The sequence below is a fragment of the Sorangium sp. So ce204 genome (assembly GCF_051526795.1).
Lineage (GTDB): Bacteria > Myxococcota_A > Polyangia > Polyangiales > Polyangiaceae > Sorangium > Sorangium cellulosum_B.
The window spans coordinates 10,014,298-10,029,565 of record NZ_CP150317.1 but is presented as its reverse complement, the minus strand read 5'-3'; the positions used below and the strand labels follow the sequence as shown (position 1 = coordinate 10,029,565).

The 15,268-nt window shown below is 71.6% G+C and carries 11 protein-coding genes; 4 read left to right on the top strand and 7 right to left on the bottom strand.

The features are described from left to right. Positions 1-43: 43 nt before the first annotated feature. Positions 44-1,666: a hypothetical protein gene (locus tag WMF22_RS37620; RefSeq protein WP_438032874.1), complete on the top strand. Its 1,623-nt coding sequence runs from the start codon at positions 44-46 to the stop codon at positions 1,664-1,666. Positions 1,667-1,696: 30 nt separating this feature from the next. Here the strand turns inward: WMF22_RS37620 and WMF22_RS37615 are convergent, their stop codons facing one another. After that, entirely contained in the window at positions 1,697-2,749 is a 1,053-nt protein-coding gene (locus WMF22_RS37615) for an amidohydrolase family protein (RefSeq protein ID WP_438032873.1), read from the bottom strand. Between the two features lie 194 nt (positions 2,750-2,943). On the opposite strand from WMF22_RS37615, the gene WMF22_RS37610 reads away from it, so the two are divergent. After that, entirely contained in the window at positions 2,944-3,744 is an 801-nt protein-coding gene (locus tag WMF22_RS37610) for a hypothetical protein (RefSeq protein ID WP_438032872.1), read from the top strand. A 26-nt stretch (positions 3,745-3,770) separates the two neighbouring features. Here WMF22_RS37610 and WMF22_RS37605 read toward each other — a convergent pair whose 3' ends face one another. The 4 genes from WMF22_RS37605 to WMF22_RS37590 all read right to left on the bottom strand — a co-directional run bounded on the left by WMF22_RS37605 (position 3,771) and on the right by WMF22_RS37590 (position 9,640). Continuing rightward, entirely contained in the window at positions 3,771-4,421 is a 651-nt protein-coding gene (locus WMF22_RS37605; protein WP_012239600.1) for a LolA family protein, read from the bottom strand. 47 nt (positions 4,422-4,468) lie between these two features. Beyond that, entirely contained in the window at positions 4,469-6,970 is a 2,502-nt protein-coding gene (locus WMF22_RS37600; protein WP_438032871.1) for a cytochrome c peroxidase, read from the bottom strand. 383 nt (positions 6,971-7,353) lie between these two features. Beyond that, positions 7,354-8,814 (bottom strand): C45 family autoproteolytic acyltransferase/hydolase, encoded by a 1,461-nt coding sequence (locus tag WMF22_RS37595; RefSeq protein WP_438032870.1) that lies wholly within the window; start codon positions 8,812-8,814, stop codon positions 7,354-7,356. 1 nt (position 8,815) lies between these two features. After that, positions 8,816-9,640, bottom strand: coding sequence for a glycosyltransferase family 2 protein (locus WMF22_RS37590; RefSeq protein WP_438032869.1), 825 nt, complete (start codon positions 9,638-9,640; stop codon positions 8,816-8,818). Between the two features lie 12 nt (positions 9,641-9,652). Between WMF22_RS37590 and WMF22_RS37585 the strand changes: the two genes are divergently transcribed. Both WMF22_RS37585 and WMF22_RS37580 read left to right on the top strand, forming a co-directional pair. Continuing rightward, a complete protein-coding gene (locus WMF22_RS37585; protein ID WP_438032868.1) occupies positions 9,653-10,990 on the top strand; it encodes an MFS transporter in 1,338 nt (445 codons plus the stop codon). 12 nt (positions 10,991-11,002) lie between these two features. After that, the gene (locus WMF22_RS37580) at positions 11,003-11,986 is read left to right on the top strand and encodes a phosphotransferase enzyme family protein (RefSeq protein WP_438032867.1); all 984 of its coding nucleotides are present in this window, start codon (positions 11,003-11,005) and stop codon (positions 11,984-11,986) included. Positions 11,987-12,449: 463 nt separating this feature from the next. On the opposite strand, the gene WMF22_RS37575 is transcribed toward WMF22_RS37580, so the two are convergent. Further along, positions 12,450-14,144, bottom strand: a complete 1,695-nt coding sequence (locus tag WMF22_RS37575) for an adenylate/guanylate cyclase domain-containing protein (RefSeq protein WP_438032866.1) — start codon at positions 14,142-14,144, stop codon at positions 12,450-12,452. Positions 14,145-14,301: 157 nt separating this feature from the next. Next, the gene (locus tag WMF22_RS37570; RefSeq protein WP_438032865.1) at positions 14,302-15,093 is read right to left on the bottom strand and encodes a hypothetical protein; all 792 of its coding nucleotides are present in this window, start codon (positions 15,091-15,093) and stop codon (positions 14,302-14,304) included. Positions 15,094-15,268: the final 175 nt, after the last annotated feature.

Below are 15,268 nucleotides of genomic sequence, written 5' to 3'. Positions count from 1 at the left end.
GCAAGCCACGCGCACTTCTTCAATCGAGATCGGAGAGGCCTCCTTGAAACAGCTCCTCGTACCTGGATGCACGGTGCTCATGACGCTTGTCGCCGCATGCGACAGAATCCCGCTCGATCCCATACGCGATGAGGGCGCCGGGGGTGGCGCGACCGGAGCGGGCGGGGCCGGCAGCGGCGGCGCAGGCGGCAGCGGCGGCGCAGGCGGCAGCGACGCCGCCGTCGGCAGCGGCGGCGCAGGCGCCGGTGGCGCGGGCGGCAGCGGCAGCGCAGGCGGCAGCGACGCCGTCGTCGGCAGCGGCGGCGCGGGCGCCGGCGGCGCCGTCGGCAGCGGCGATCCTCTGTGGAGCCGGCACTTCGCCTCGAACCCACGCCAACCCCAGGTGTGGGTGGGCAGCCGCATCGCCGTGGACGAACCCGGCAACCTCGTCGTCGCGACGACGGTCGCCGATGGCGTCGACTTCGGCGACGGTCCGCTCTCGACCGGGGGCGCCCTGGCCTTCTCCCTCGCGAGATTCGACGGCGAAGGAGAACCGCTCTGGCACAAGGAATTCTCCGGTTCCGTCTACCCGCATGACGTCGCGGTCAACCAGGCGGGGCTCATTGCCACGACGGGGGTGGTTTACGGGACCGGCGTCGACTTCGGAGGTGGTTTGCTCGTGGGGCAGGAGTCGGGGGGCGACGCCTTCGTGGCCGTCTTCACGGCAGACGGAGATCACGTCTGGTCGGCTCGGATCGGCGTCGATGGTGATCAATGGGCGGACAGCATCGCCATGGATGCAGCCGGGAACGTCGTCGTGGCGGGGACGTTCATGGGCCAGATCAGCCTCTGCGGCGCCTCGCTGACCAGCGCCGGTGACATGGACTCGTTCATCGCGAAGCTCGACCCTGCGGGGAATTGCCTCTGGAGCAAGCAGCTCGGCTACACGGAGATCCACAACGTCGCGCTCGACGCGTCGGGCAGCGTCGTCCTCGCCGGCAGCTTCGGCGCCTATTTCGCCGAGGCGATCGACCTCGGCGGCGGGCCGCTGACCACCGCGGGCAGCGAGGATATCTTCGTGGCGAAGCTCGACGCGGCCGGTGAGCACGTCTGGAGCAAGCGCTTCGGCGACGAGGCGCTCCAGAGGGCGTACGGCGTCGCGGTCGACGGCGCTGGAAACGTCGTCCTCAGCGGGACGTTCCTCGGGAGCGTGGATTTCGGCGCAGGTCCGCTGGTGAGCGAGGGAGGGTACGGTCCTCTCGAGCCCGGCTCTGTCACGTGGGGCGGCAACGCCTTCGTGACCAAGCTGAACCCGGCAGGCGAGCTCCTTTGGGCCAAGCGCCTCGGGCAGTATGGGCCGCAGACGGCGCTGGACGTCGCGGCGACCGCGGACGGCGAGCTCGCGATCACCGGCTTGATCTACGGCGACGTCGACTTCGGCACGGGCCTGATGGACTGCACCTACGGCGACGCCTTCGTCGCGAAGCTCGATGCGGCCGGCACGGTCCGCTGGGTGAAGCACACCGGCGGCAGGGAGCAACAGTACGGCTATTCCACGGCCATGGACGCGACCGGCGACGTGTACGCCGCCGGGCCGTTCCTTGGCACCATCGACTTCGGCACGGGGCCGCTGTCGGCTCCGACGTCGACTACCCGGGCGATCTTCCTCGCGAAGTTCGGCCCCTGAGGCCGCGGGCGGCGGTCCGCGAGGTGGCCCTCAGCGCAGGCAGGCGCCGAGCCATCGCGCGGCGTTCTGTCCGAGGGCGGGGACGAGGAGCTCGGGGGGCAGGTGAAGGCCTTGATAGGTGCCGATGGTGCGGGCCGGTTGATCGGCGGTTTGACGAAAGAAGCGAAACTTGTCCTCTTTCAAGAGACCCATGTTCGACTCCACCTGCAGGTCCCACAGCTCCATGGACATGGGGTCGAGCCCGCTGGTCACGAGATCGGTCCCGAACAGGAAGCGCTCGGGCCAGCGAGAGAACAGCCCGAGGAGCCGGGCGCGCTCCCGCTCGAGGCTCGCGAACCCCTCTGTCGCCGGGCCGGCGGAGCCATGGCTCGTATCGACGAGGAGGCGCGGAAACGCCTCCATCAGGGACTCCATGCGCGCGAGGTCGGTGCGGCTGCCGCAGAGGTGCGCGCACACGAGCCGCAGGTCGGGGAAGGCGCGCAGGACCGCCTCGAGCTCGCTCCTGTAACGGACGGTGTTGGCATGAAGCAGAACCGGAACCGCCTGATCCGCGAGCGCCTGCCACATCGCCTGGTGCGAGGGGTCGTCGAGGGGACGCTCGTGGAAGAGGTTGTGCCCCTGGTAGAGCTTCACGCCGCAGGCGCCTCGGCGGCGCAGCTCGGCCAGGTACGCGAGGTCGTCGTGACCCAGATCCAGGGTGACGAAGGGGATGAGCTTTCCACGGTGAGCCGCCGCGGCGTCGAGGACGATGTCGTTGCCCGCGCGGTAGCCGGAGAGGCCAGCACCGCCGCGGCCGCTCGTCAGGTCCGGGCTCGCCAGGATGACGGCGCGGTCGACGTGATGCTTGGCCATGTGCGCGAGCAATGGTGCCACCGCGTTGGCCTCGGTCAGGTGCACATGGATGTCGATGACCTCCTTTGGGGCCGGCGGAGGCGGCGGCGAGCGGCACCCCAGGACGGCGGCGAGCGCGGCGCCCCACGCGATGCACCGGAAGCGAGCGGCGCGCGAGTTTATCGAAGGAGGGTGATGAGCGCGGCGGCGACCACGAGTGCGATGAGCGACGATTGAACGATGCGGATCCATCGCCAGCAAGGATACGCCGTGGCGAGGATGGTGCCATGAGAAAGGAGGGAGACATGAAATATGAAAAAAATGAAGAATGATGTGAGCTGATGATTCGATTCTGAGCCTGCTTTGTGCGAACGCTCGATGTTCGCGCCTCGAGGGCGAAGCTTCGCCCTGAGGTCGTTGTTCATTTGTGCCCAGTGGAGTTATCTATGTCGCTCATTCCTAGCTCGGTTCGTCTCATGGGGTTCGCGGCGCTCTGCGCGTCTTTGGTTGGAACGACATCTTGCTCGCGCTGGCTCGACGATGGCGCGGGCTCAGGCGCCGACGGAGGCGGCGGCAGCGATGCCAGCGGCAGCAGCGGCAGCGGCGGTACTGGCATCAGCGGCAGCGCCGTCAGCGGCAGCGCCGTCAGCGGCAGCGGTGGTAGCGGTGGCGCCATCAGCGGCAGCGGCGGCAGCGGCGGCAGCGGCGGCAGCGGCATGGGTGGGGCTGGTGCAGGCGGGGCCGCGACCGGGGGCGGCGGAGCGTCTGTTTGCGCAGACGACGCCTACGAGGCGAACGACGCGTCCACCTCTGCGGCTCCGCTCGCCTTTGACCATACCGACGACAGCCTCGGTCCCAGCGCGTGGTTTTCGAAGATCGACTTCGTCCTCTGCCAGGGCGACGAGGACTGGTACCTGCTCGACACCACCTCTCTCGGGATCGAGGAGGTCAACTGGAGCCTTCGCGTCCTGGCCTCCGGGGCAGGGCTGTGCGGCTCGGGTTGTGAGCAGTACACTCCGCCCCCCGGTCCAGAGAACACGTTGATCGTGGAGGTCTACAGCGCTGCCACGATGGAGCTCCTCGGCGCTGAGGAGAGCGATCATGGACGGGTGTGGCTCGATGGAGGGGGCGCGGATTCGGCGAACGATCTGCTGCTCCGCATCTATGGGCCGCCCGAGGCGAACTACCCGTACGACATGAGCTTCGTCGCCAAGTCCTACGAGGGGGAGGACGAGTGCGAGTGCTGATCTTCACCTAGCGCCGCGGCGCCCGCTCAGCCCTGCTTCGGCGCCTTCATCCGCGCCGGATCCACGCTCACGTCCCGCGCCACCTTGCCGAACGCGATGACGCTCCGGTCGCCGTTCCGCTCCTCGATGACCACGCGCCGCACCGACCACAGCTCCGGCCCCGAGGTCATCTCGAGGCTGCGCACGTGCTTCGCCACCTCCTCGGCGCGCGGCCGCGCCGCCAGCGTGATCCCGTCCGCGCGGCTCGGGATCGACAGATCGTAGCGCGCCCGCAGCTTCCCGAGGTCGCCGCCGAGCAGCACCAGCAGGTCCGACAGCACCGCCCCGAAGCGCCCCGCCGCGCCGCGCCCCGCGCCCGCCGCGCCCTTCGGCGTCGCGAAGCCGAACCCCTCGGGCGTGATCCAGTAGGTGATCGCGTCCGGCGGCTTCAGCTCCCACCGGAGCCGGTCGGGCAGCACCAGCGTCATCTCGCCGTCGCTCTTCACCGCCGTCGCCAGCAGGCCGATGCTCCGCTCCTGCGTGAACGGCGCGACCAGCGTCTTCACCGACGCGCGCGCCCGCGTGATCTCGGCGAGCGCGTCGCCCACCTCGTCCGCGCGCGCGCGGCGCGCGTGGCTGCCGATCGACAGCGCCCCGCCGCACGCCGCGAGCCCCATCAAGAAAGATCGTCGCTGCATCCTCGCCTCGTCCTCTGACATGGTCATGTCAGACGAGCGGGCCGCGCTCAATCCGCAATGGGCTTCGGCGTGTTGGGCCCGCTCTCCGGCAGGTCCGGCTTCGCGATGTACTCCTTCGGGAGATCGCCCGTCAGGCACTTGAGCCACACGACGATCTGCTCGACCTGGGCATGGGACAGGTCCTTGCCGAGCTGGTGCTTGCCCATGAGCCGCACCGCCTCCTGCAGCGACGAGACGGACCCGTCGTGGAAGTACGGCGCCGTCATGGCCACGTTGCGGAGCGTCGGCACCCGGAAGACCATGAAATCGGCCTGCTTCTTCGTGATCTCGAAGACGCCGCGGTCCATCGTGTCGGGCCACGACCGCACGAGGCCGAGCTTCTGGAACATCGTCGCCCCGACGTGCGGGCCGAAGTGGCACGTCACGCAGCCGACCTCGACGAACGTGTTGAACCCTTCCTTCTCCGCGTTGGTCAGGGCCTCGGGCTCCCCTTCCAGGAACAGGTCCCACCGCCCGCGCGTGATCAGCTTGCGCTCGAACGCGCCGATCGCCTTCGCTGTGTTGTTGGCGTTGACGGGCCACGGATCGTTCGGGAACGCCCTGCCGAACGCCTTCACGTACTCGGGGATGGAGCGCAGCGTCGCCTCCAGCCGCACCGGCGTCATCGCCATCTCGCTCGGGTTCATCATCGGCCCGTTGGCCTGGGCCTCGACGTTGTCGAAGCGCCCGTCCCACATGAGCGAGAAGAACCCCGCGGAGTTGTACACGCTCGGCGTGTTGCGGCGGCCGCTCTGGTGCGCGTGCCCGATCGACACCTTGGCGCCGTCCGCGCCGTAGCGATCGAGCGGGTGGCACGAGTTGCACGAGAGGTCGTGGTTCTTCGAGATCCGCGTCTCGTAGTAGAGCATCCGGCCGAGGTTGATCTTCTCGTCCGTGAGCGGGTTGCTCGAGGACGTGATGACCGCCGGCAGCGGGTTGAAGCTCCCGAGCCGCTCCGGATCGATCTGCACGACCGGCTCGACCGGGGCCGCGGCGGCCGCGCCCGGCGCCGCGGTGGCCGCGGCCGGGGCGGCGGCCGCCGGCGCGGGCTGCGTCCCGCCGGTCGCCGGGGCGGACGCGGACGCCGTCGTCTTCTGCACCAGCCAGGCGCCGACGCCGGCGCCCGTCGCCGCGACAAGCACCGCCGCCGCCACGAGCGGGGCCGCCTTGCTGCGGGGGCGCACGTGGGCGGTGGGCTGGTCACCCGCCACGATGATCGTCTTGTGGAAGGGCACGGAGGTGCCCGAGACCGTCCTCGAGGGCGGCGGGCCGTCCGGGAGCCCGCGGATCAGGAGGCCGTGCGGGGTCGCGTGGTGGCCGCTCTGGGTCGCGTGGTGGCCGCTCTGGGTCGCGTGGTGATGACCGCTCTGGCCGAGGGCCCCGCTGTGCGTGACGTGCTCGGGCCAGCTGCGGGGCGTGCCCACGGGCGTGGGCGGGCGCCGCGTCGAGATCTCGCCGGGGTCCGGCCAGTTGCGCGACGTGCTCCCGGGCGTCGGCGTGCGGCTGCGGGGCGTGCCCACGGGCGTGGGCGGGCGCCGCGTCGGGGCGTCGGGGTTCGGCGGCCCCTGCGAGGGCGGCGGCATGTCGGCCTGCACCGAGTCGGGGAGGGGCCGCAGCATGCTCTCGTGGATCGAGATGCCATGCGGCAGGAGCATCCGGCACTCGTCGAGCATCTCCGCCGCGCTCTGGAAGCGGACGTTCCTGTCGATCTGGAGCGCGCGCTGGACGATCTCGGCGACCTCGTAGGGCACCCAGGGCGCCAGCGTCTGGATGGGCGGCGCCGGGGTCGAGCAGATCGCGACGATGAGCTCGCCGAGCCCCCGCGAGTTCCTGTAGGGGGTGCGCCCGGCGAGCATCTTGAAGAGGACGATGCCGAGCGACCAGACGTCGGTCCGGCCGTCGACGTCCCGCATGTTGCGCGCCTGCTCGGGCGACATGTAGATGGGCGAGCCGATCAGGTTGCTCGTGGCCGTGAGCTCCTTCTGTTGCTCGAAGCTGTCGTCCTGGATCTTGGCGACGCCGAAGTCGAGCAGCTTGACCGCGTACTCGCCCCCGTCGCGCCGCGCCAGGAACAGGTTGGCGGGCTTGATGTCGCGGTGGAGGACGCGCGCGTCGTGCGCCTTGATGAGGCCCATGCACGCCTGGGCCACGATGCAGAGCGCGAGCTCGGGCGGCAGCGGGCCGAGCCGCCGGAGCATCTGGTCGACGTCCTCGCCGTTGAGCAGCTCCATCACGAGGAAGGGCAGGCCGGTCGCGCGGTCCCTGCCGCTGTCGAGCACGCTCGCGATGTGCTCGCTGTCGATCGCGCCGGCCGCCCTGGCCTCGCGCTCGAAGCGGGCCATCACCGCCTCGTCCTGCGCGAGCTTGCTCGTGATCACCTTGACGGCGACGCGGCGGCCGGTGCCCAGGTGCCGTGCCTCGTAGACCGCCCCCATCCCGCCTTCCCCGAGCAGCCCGAGGATGACGTAGCGTTGATCGAGGGTCGTGTTGATCAGGTTGATGTCCGTCATGGTCTGGTCGACCCGGTCGCCGCTCCGATGCCGCGACCTTGGCGCCCCGAATCGCATTGTCGGACGGAAGGTCGCGCTAGGCAATCTTGCGGTAAGGCCACGCTGGATGAGAGGTGTCCCACCTCCGGTGTATGGGCGTGGGAGAGAGGGACCCCGAAACCACGCTGAAAACTTGCGATTGCGCGCCGGGTATGTCGCCGCTGCGCCGGCGGGGAGGGCCTTCGTAGGCGCGGCGGCGCGGCGCTTTCGTGCTCGCCGCGGGATGAGGCGCGTCCCGGGCGCGGGGCTGTCGCGCTCGCTCGCCACGTCCGCGTCACGGCATGGAGACGGCGCCGCCGCGCTTGCGCGAGGGACGGAGCGGTTATTTAGTTGCGTCTCTTAATTTAAGGATTGTCGTTGCCGCGCTCCCCGCCTTCGTGGGGTGATCCGGCGCGCTCCCAGGCGGCGTAGTCGCCGCTCGTGAGCAGCGGATCCTCGGGCAGGGCGTCGGGCTCGGCGGTGTCGAGCGCCGGGTCGAACGCGGGGTCGAGCAGCCGGGTGAGGTCGAAGCGGAGGAAGCGGCCGGCGAGGTGGGGGCCTTCGCTGACCCAGAGGACGCGCGCCGTGGCGTCCATGACGACCGCGTGGGTGGCGATGAGCGCGTCGATCGCGCGCCGGTCGCCGAGCGGCAGCGGCGCGCCGCCGCGCCCGCGCCGGTCGCGCAGCACGTCGATCGCCGCCTCGATCGTCGCGCCCTCGGGCAGCGCCGCGAGCCGCTCGTCGAGGCGGTCGCGCCGCGGGCGGGTCGAGGTCTCGGCCTGGACGCGGAGGTTGCGCGGATCGCCCGCGAGCGGCCCCTCGAAGTGGTTGGTGAGCGGGACCTTGCCGCGGCCCCGGCGCGCGTGCAGCGGCGCGCCGGGCGCGCGCTCGGCGATCGCCGCCTCGCCGCCCGCGTCGACGAGCATCACGAGGTGGGAGACCATCGGCGCGCGCGCCTCGAGGATCGCGAGCGCCTCGTCGACGCTCTGCGCGCGGCCGAGCACCTCGCGCATCGTGTGGACGACCGGCTCGCCCGCCGCCCGCGGCTCGCCGGCCCGCCCGCCGTGGACGACGAGCGCGAGGCCCGCGGCGTTCATCCCCGTCACCGCGCCGATCAGGCCGGGCCAGGACACCGAGGCGTACGGGATCTTCCCCTGCTCGTGGACGAGGAACACCGCCTTGCCCTCGTCGAAGGCGGGCCCGGCCTCGAAGTCGAAGTTGCGGGCGAGCACCGCGTGCCCGTCCGCCGACGCCGTCCCGGTGAGCGCGAAGCTCGTGCAGCCGATGAGCGGCGAGTGCTCGAACGAGAGCGCGATGTCGTAGAGCGACTGGAGGAAGACGAAGCGGTGGTACGTCGGGAGGACGCCGTCGAACGGGTCGGGCGAGAAGGCGCGTGCCTGCGCGGCGATCTCGCGCCGGACGCCGTCGGTCATGCCCTCGTCGACGCCGCGGAACTCGAGGCGCGACAGGTCCATGATGAGCCACCGGAGCGGGGCGACCGGCACGTGGTGGTGGAACTGCTCGTAGAGGGTCCCCTCGTTCTGGATCATCTCCGGGTAGAAGAGCCGCCCGTGCTGGTGCCCGATCTCCTCCGGCGACCCGGAGAGGCGCGCCTCGAGGATCCGCCCGCGGCGGCGCACGTAGGCCGGGCCGAGCACGCGCAGCCCCCCCGGCCTCGCCTCGGGCTCGCCGGCGGCCGCGCGGATCGGGGGCGGCTCGATCCGCGTCGCGGCGGCGATGCCGAGGTGCGCGAGGACCGGCGCGGCGAGGAGCGCGGCGGCCGCGAGGAGCTTGCGGCGGTGGCGTGCGAGGCGCGGCGGCCGCAAATCAGGGAGGCGCCGCCGCCGGCTGCCGCGGGTGGGGGTCGAGCTCCGTGGCGAGCGCGCTCGCCGCGGCAGGGCGGACCGGGTCGGGGGCCAGCACCGGCTCGGCAGGCACGTGGCGGAGCCCGCGCGTGAGCGCGAGCGTCGCCACCACCCGGCGGATGATCCGCGCCGGATCGCGCACGCTGTCGAAGTGGGTGAGCCGCTCGCCCTCGGGCGGGTAGATGACCCGGATCGGCGCCTCGACGAGGCGAACGCCGGCGGCCACCGCGCGCAGGAGGATCTCCGCCTCGAAGGCGTACCCCTCGTCGCGGGCGCCGAGCGACAGCGTCGTCCGGAGCGGGTAGCGGCGCAGGCCGCACTGGGTGTCCGCGAACGGGCGGCCGGCGAAGAGGGAGAGGAAGAAGTTCGAGATCCGGTTCGAGATCTGGTTCGCGCGCGGCGCGCCCGCGCCCGCGAGATCCCGGATGCCGAGCACCAGCGCCTCGGGGTCGGCGTCGGCCTCGATGAGGCGCCGCGCCTCTTCCGGCGGGTGCTGTCCGTCCGCGTCGATGGTGACCGCGACGTCGAAGCCTGCGGCGAGGGCGAACTCCATCCCGGTGCGCAGGGCGGCGCCCTTGCCCAGGTTCTCCGGGTGGCCCAGCACCGTGGCGCCGGCCGCGCGCGCGCGCTCGGCCGTCCTGTCGCTCGACCCGTCGTCCACCACGATCACGGTGCCGGCCAGGCCGTGGACCCGGAGCGCCTCTCGTGTGACGTCCCCCACGTTGCGCTCGGCCTGGTAGGCGGGAATGATGGCGCAGATCCGCATGAGACAGAGCGCGATTACCATGGTGTGCCCTGGATGAACAGCGGCAGGCGCCCGGAGCGCCGTCCTGGCCTGCTCCTGCTCCGTTGCCGTCCTGCGTTCCGTCGCGTCTGGATGAGCGAGGTCGTCTCGCTGCTGGGCGACTGGATGAGCTTCGTCGCTGTGAGCCTGCTCGCGCTGGGGGGCGAGGGGGGCGGGGTCGTGGCGCTCGCGCTCGTGATGGTGGGGCATCACCTGCCGATCGCGCTGTTCGCGCCGGTGGCGGGGGTGCTCGCGGACCGGCTGGATCGGCGGTGGCTGCTCGTCGCGACGAGCGTGGTGCAGAGCGCGCTCACGGTCGGGATGCTGGGGGCCGCGGTCATGGGCAGCGTGGTCGGGGTGCAGGTCCTCGTCTTCGTGCGCGCGTCGGTGGGGGCGCTGCGCTTGCCGGCGCAGACCGCGGTGCTGCGCCATGTGGTCGAGGAGGACGAGCTGCTCGAGGCGAACGCGATCACGTCGGCGACGTGGAGCGTGATGTTCGCGGTCGGGATGGCGTTCGGGGGCCTGATCGCGGGGCTCGGCCCTGCGGCGGCGCTCGCCCTGGACGCGGCGTCGTTCGGCCTGGCGGCGCTGTTCCTCCGGGGGCTCCCCCCGATGGTGGCGGAGGGGCGGCCGGCGGAGGGCGGCATGCTGTCGGCGCTCGCGTCGGTGCGCCGCGACATGGTCCACGCGTGGCGGCACGCGTGGGAGCGGCCGCCGCTGCTCGCCGCGGTGCTCGCGAAGACGCCGGTCCACATGGCGAACGGCGGGGCGCTCCTCTTGCTCAACCTCGTCGCGACGCAGCTCCCCTTCGCGGGCACGGGCGCGCTCACGCTGGGCGTCCTCCAGTGCGTGCGCGGCGCGGGCACCGGGGTCGGCCCGCTCGCCGGCGTCGCGCTGGTCCGCCGCGGCCTGCGGGGCGAGCTCGCGGCGACCGGGGCCGTCTGGGTGACGTTCGGAGCGATCGCGCTGTTCGCTGTGACCCGCCACCCGGCGGCGTTGCTCGCGGTCGTGCTCGTGTGGGGCCTGGGCAGCGGGGCGAACTGGGTGCTGTCGAGCACGGAGATCCAGCGGCTCTCGCCGGATCGCTTCGTCGGCCGGCTCTCGGCCGTCGACAACCTGGCCCTCACGGTGGGCCTGTGCGGGACGTTGCTCGGCGGGGCGTTCCTGGTGGAGCGCGCCGGCGTGCCCGCGGTTTCCGCCTGGCTCGGCCTCGGCGCCGGCGTCGTCACGTGGCTCGGCGCGCAGTGGATGCTGCGCCGGCGGGCCGCGGCGGTTGCGGCGGTTGCGGCGGTCGCGGCGGTCGCGGCGGTCGCGGCGCCGCCTCCCTTGCCCTCCGAGACCGAGCGCAGCTAGCTTCTCGCTCCGATGATCCCGGACGTGTGGGCGCCCCTGAGCGGCCTCTCCGTGCGCCGCTGCGAGGACGAGGGCCTCATCAACGGCACCTGGCTCGCGGGCGACCCTCCGCGGTACGTCGTCCAGCGGGTGAGCCCGATTTTCGCCCCGGAGGTCCACGACGACATCGAGGCGGTGACGGCGCACCTGGCGGCCCGCGGTCTCGCGACGCCGCGGTTGCTGCGCGCAGGCGAGGGCGCCCTGTGCGCGCGCGATGCCGAGGGTGCGGTGTGGCGGGTGATGGACTTCGTCCCTGGCCGCACGCACCACCGGGTCGGCTCTCCTGTGCTGGCGCGCGCCGCGGGGGAGCTCGCGGCCCGGTTCCACCGGGCGGTGGACGATCTCGAGCACGTGTACCGCCACGTCCGCGCGGGCGCGCACGACACGGCGCTCCACATGGAGCGGCTGGACGGCGCGGCCACCGGGGGTGAGGGGCGGCGGCTGGCGGACGCCATCCTCGACGCGTTTCGCACGTGGCGCGGGCGGCTCGACCTGCCGGTCCGGCACTGCCACGGCGACCTCAAGATCTCGAACCTGCGCTTCTCCGAGGCGGGGGAGGGGATCTGCCTGCTCGATCTCGACACGCTGGCGCTGCAGTCGATCGACGTGGAGCTCGGCGACGCGTGGCGGTCGTGGTGCAACCCGGTCGGGGAGGACTCGACCGAGACGCGCTTCGATCTGGAGGTCTTCGCCGCCGCCGTGGCGGGCTACCGCGAGGCGAGGCCGTTCGGGGCGGAGGAGCAGGAGGCGCTCGTCGACGCGGCGGAGCGGATCGCGCTGGAGCTCGCGGCGAGGTTCTGCCGGGACGCGTTCGAGGACCGGTACTTCGGCTGGGACCCGTCGCGCTTCCCGACGCGCGTCTCGCACAACCTGTACCGGGCGGCGGGGCAGCTCTCGCTGGCGCGCTCGGCGCGGCGCCAGCGCGGAGAGATTGCGCGGCTTCTCGCGGGGGGCTGACGAGCGCGGCTGCGCGGGAGCGGGCGGGCATGTCGGGAGATGGGCCGTGCCTGGCCGGATGTGCCTGAGCCACCGCCGGACCGAACTCGCGCTCGATGAACGCGACCTCCTCGGGCTGAGTGCATCGTGGATGGTCGACGAGGCACCGCGCGAAGCGCGGTCGGCACCAGCGGTTCCTTGGGCGGGAGACAGAGAAAGAGAGAGTACACAGGGAGACGGGGAGACGGGGAGGAGAGAGATATAAACAGACCAAGGTGGAGAGGCGAGAGGTGGGGACCATTCTCGCCTCCCCGCCTCCCCGCCTCCCTGTGAATCTTTCCTTCTTCCTCTCCGCCCAACATGCATTGATGAGAACGTCGTCGCTGAACGCTTCGAAGGGATCGGAGGCGTTTGGTGCTAGCCCGCGGTCACGCGCACCCCCGCCGCGCCGAGCGCCTTGATGCGCTATCGCCCCAGGCGCTCGTCAGAGATCCGCCACCGCGTAGGTCATCACCGGCTGCACTCGGCCTTTGACCGTGATCTCGCTGATGGGACGTGTGTTGAAGGCGTCCTTCACGAGGAGGTGCGTGTCCTCGCTGAGGAGCACGCTCACGCCGAGCTCCTTGGTCGCGCTCTCCAGGCGCGAGGCGAGGTTCACGGCGTCGCCGATGACGGTGTATTCCATCCGCGCTTCACTGCCGATGTTGCCCGCGACGACCTCGCCGGTGTGGATCCCGACGCCGGTCTTCAGCGCCGGGATCCCCCGTTTGGCGAGCCGCTCGTTGAAGCGCTCGAGCGCGGCGCGCATGCGGACGGCCGCGCGCACGGCGCGCACGGCGTCGTTCGGCCTGGGGACGGGCGCGCCGAACACCGCCATGATCGCGTCGCCGATGTACTTGTCGACGACCCCGCCCTCGTCGAGGATGATGGCCACCATCTCGGTGAAATACTCGTTGAGGAGCCCCACGAGCTCATGGGCGTTCATCCTCTCGCTGATGGTCGTGAAGCTCCGGATATCGCAGAAGAGGATGGAGACGGTGAGCGTCTCGCCGCCGAGCTGCACCTTGCCGGCGAGCAGGTGCTCGAGCACGGATTCGGTCATGTACTTGCCGAAGGTGCTGCGGAGCTTGTCGCGCTCCTTGAGGCCGTCCACCATCGAGTTGAAGCCGGTCGCGAGGTCCTCCAGCTCGTCGCCGGTCCTCACCGCCTCCACATGGACATACCGCTGTTGCTCGAGGTGCTTGAGGGCGACGTTCACGCGGGAGAGCGCGCGCGACATCGTGGTTGCGAGGCGCGCGCCGAGGATCAGCGAGAAGAGCGCCGCGAGGGTGAGCACGCCCGCCGCGAACATCAGGTTCTGGCGCACGATGTTCCGGACGTCGCTCACGTCGAGCGCCATGACGATCGAAAAATCGCCGGCCTTGCCCCGGAGCGATCGGGGCGCGAAGCGGGAGAGGGCCCACAGCGAGCTCGCGTGCTCGACGATCGTGGGGTGGGTCTCGTCGCCGATGACGGCGCCCTGGAGCAGCTCGGTCGGGAAGCGCGCCGTGCCCGTGACCCGCTTGCCCGACGGATCGACGAGCGCTATCTCCACGCCGAGCCTCGTCGCCGCTTCGTCGAAGTAGGTGTGATCGATGGGGATGCAGGCGAGCACCGACCCGGCGTCGCTCCTCGCGTGCTGGGCGATCATGTACGCAGGCGGCGAGCCTGGCTGTCCATCACACCCATGGACGAGCACGCCCCGCAGGTCGTCCATCTCGGCGAGGCCCGAGAGGCCCTCGGCGAGCCCGGGGACCTCGTCCGTGCTGGGGGGCGGCGCGTCGAGCCCCCTCGCCGCGACCAGCTCGCCGAGCTCGTCGAAGGCGACGATGGCGACGTTGGGGTGAGCGTCGGTGACGTCCTCGAGCGCCGTCCCCACGGCCGACTCGCTCCGCAGCCGGAGCCCCTCGACCAGCTCGCGCGCACGAGACGCCTGGCGTGAGCTCGCCGAGATGGCGCGCTGCTGCTGCCTGAGCTCCAGCCGGAAGTTGCGGATCGCCTGCGGGACGCGCTCGCTGATCTGCGCGAGGAGCTGCCGGTGCATCACCCAGGAGAGCACGGGGAGGGCCGCGAGGGTCGCGAGCGAGGAGAGCGCGACGAGGACGGTGAGCTTGGCGCGCACGGTGCTGAGGCGGAACATGAAGACCTTCATCAAAGCAAAGTCGGCTTCCGCTGGACAGCGCGTCGACATGTCGATCTGACGTCGAAGTTCGAGCGCTCCTTGAAGGAGACCAGAAGGGCCTCGGTGAAGACGGCCAAGATGTAGCGGGCACTGGTGATGAGCGTGGCGGTGCGCGTCAGCACATCTGTGGGCGTGGCCGGCGCCACGTCGCTGGGCACCGCCGGCGGCTGGGGGCCGTGGGCGGGGCCTGCTCGGGCGTCGCGCGCCCGCGCAGGGCCCGCTCGCGATCGCTGTTGAGCTTGTCGACGTAGGCGAACAGCCGCGCCTCGTGGTCGGCCGGCAGCTTGCTGCCCTCTTCCTGGATCTCGTCCCGGAGCGCCTCCCGGAACCGCCCGAGCAGCCCGACGGCGGCGCCACGGAGCGGGCCGGTGGCCGAGGCGTTCTCGCCCGTCGCGAGGAGCGTGGCGCGCCTGCGCAGCAGGCCGTCGATATCGTCGCCGGCGGCGACGAACGCCTTCACCCAGTCGTGCAGGGTCCCTCCGCCGGGGGTCGCGGCGGCCTTCAGCTCCGCCTTGAGCCGGGTCAGCTCGGGCCGGTTGTCGAGCGCCGCCGACGCCTCGTCCGCGTACGGCGCGCGGAGCACGTCGAGCTTCGGGACGAACGCCTGCTGCGCTGTCGCCGCCGCCTCCTTGAGCGCCGCCGGCAAGGCGGGGTGCGCCTCGACCGCCTTGCACAGGAAGAAGACGGCCGCCCCGAGGCCGTCGTGCCGGGCGTCCGCCTCCGCGAGCTCCCTGGCGAGCGGCGCCTGCGTGCCCGCGGCCTCGGGGATCGCGTCGATCTCCCTCTGCTTCGCCCTGAGCCGCGGCTCATACAGCTTGCCTGTCGCCGACAGGCGCAGCTCATCGGCCTTGTCGGTCAAGAGATCGCGCAAGGCGAGCTTCAGGTCCCCGATCGTGAGATTGCGCAAGGTCACCTCCGTGAATGGCGTGATCGGCCACCCCCACGGCCGCACGGGCGGCCGGGAGGGCGAACCAAGGAGTGTTGCGTGAGCGTCACAGGATAATGAACTTCTCCGCATCCGGTAGTCCGAATTCGATGGCTCGGAGACGGAGCGCCCACGGGTGCGCTGAAATCGTGCTGGG

Excerpts from the sequence above, each read along its gene's own strand:
- WMF22_RS37615 (WP_438032873.1), bottom strand. The coding sequence starts at position 2,749 with ATGGATCCGCATCGTTCAATCGTCGCTCATCGCACTCGTGGTCGCCGC.
- WMF22_RS37610 (WP_438032872.1), top strand. The coding sequence starts at position 2,944 with ATGTCGCTCATTCCTAGCTCGGTTCGTCTCATGGGGTTCGCGGCGCTC.
- WMF22_RS37605 (WP_012239600.1), bottom strand. The coding sequence starts at position 4,421 with ATGCAGCGACGATCTTTCTTGATGGGGCTCGCGGCGTGCGGCGGGGCG.
- WMF22_RS37600 (WP_438032871.1), bottom strand. The coding sequence starts at position 6,970 with ATGACGGACATCAACCTGATCAACACGACCCTCGATCAACGCTACGTC.
- WMF22_RS37590 (WP_438032869.1), bottom strand. The coding sequence starts at position 9,640 with ATGGTAATCGCGCTCTGTCTCATGCGGATCTGCGCCATCATTCCCGCC.
- WMF22_RS37585 (WP_438032868.1), top strand. The coding sequence starts at position 9,653 with ATGAACAGCGGCAGGCGCCCGGAGCGCCGTCCTGGCCTGCTCCTGCTC.
- WMF22_RS37580 (WP_438032867.1), top strand. The coding sequence starts at position 11,003 with ATGATCCCGGACGTGTGGGCGCCCCTGAGCGGCCTCTCCGTGCGCCGC.
- WMF22_RS37575 (WP_438032866.1), bottom strand. The coding sequence starts at position 14,144 with ATGTTCCGCCTCAGCACCGTGCGCGCCAAGCTCACCGTCCTCGTCGCG.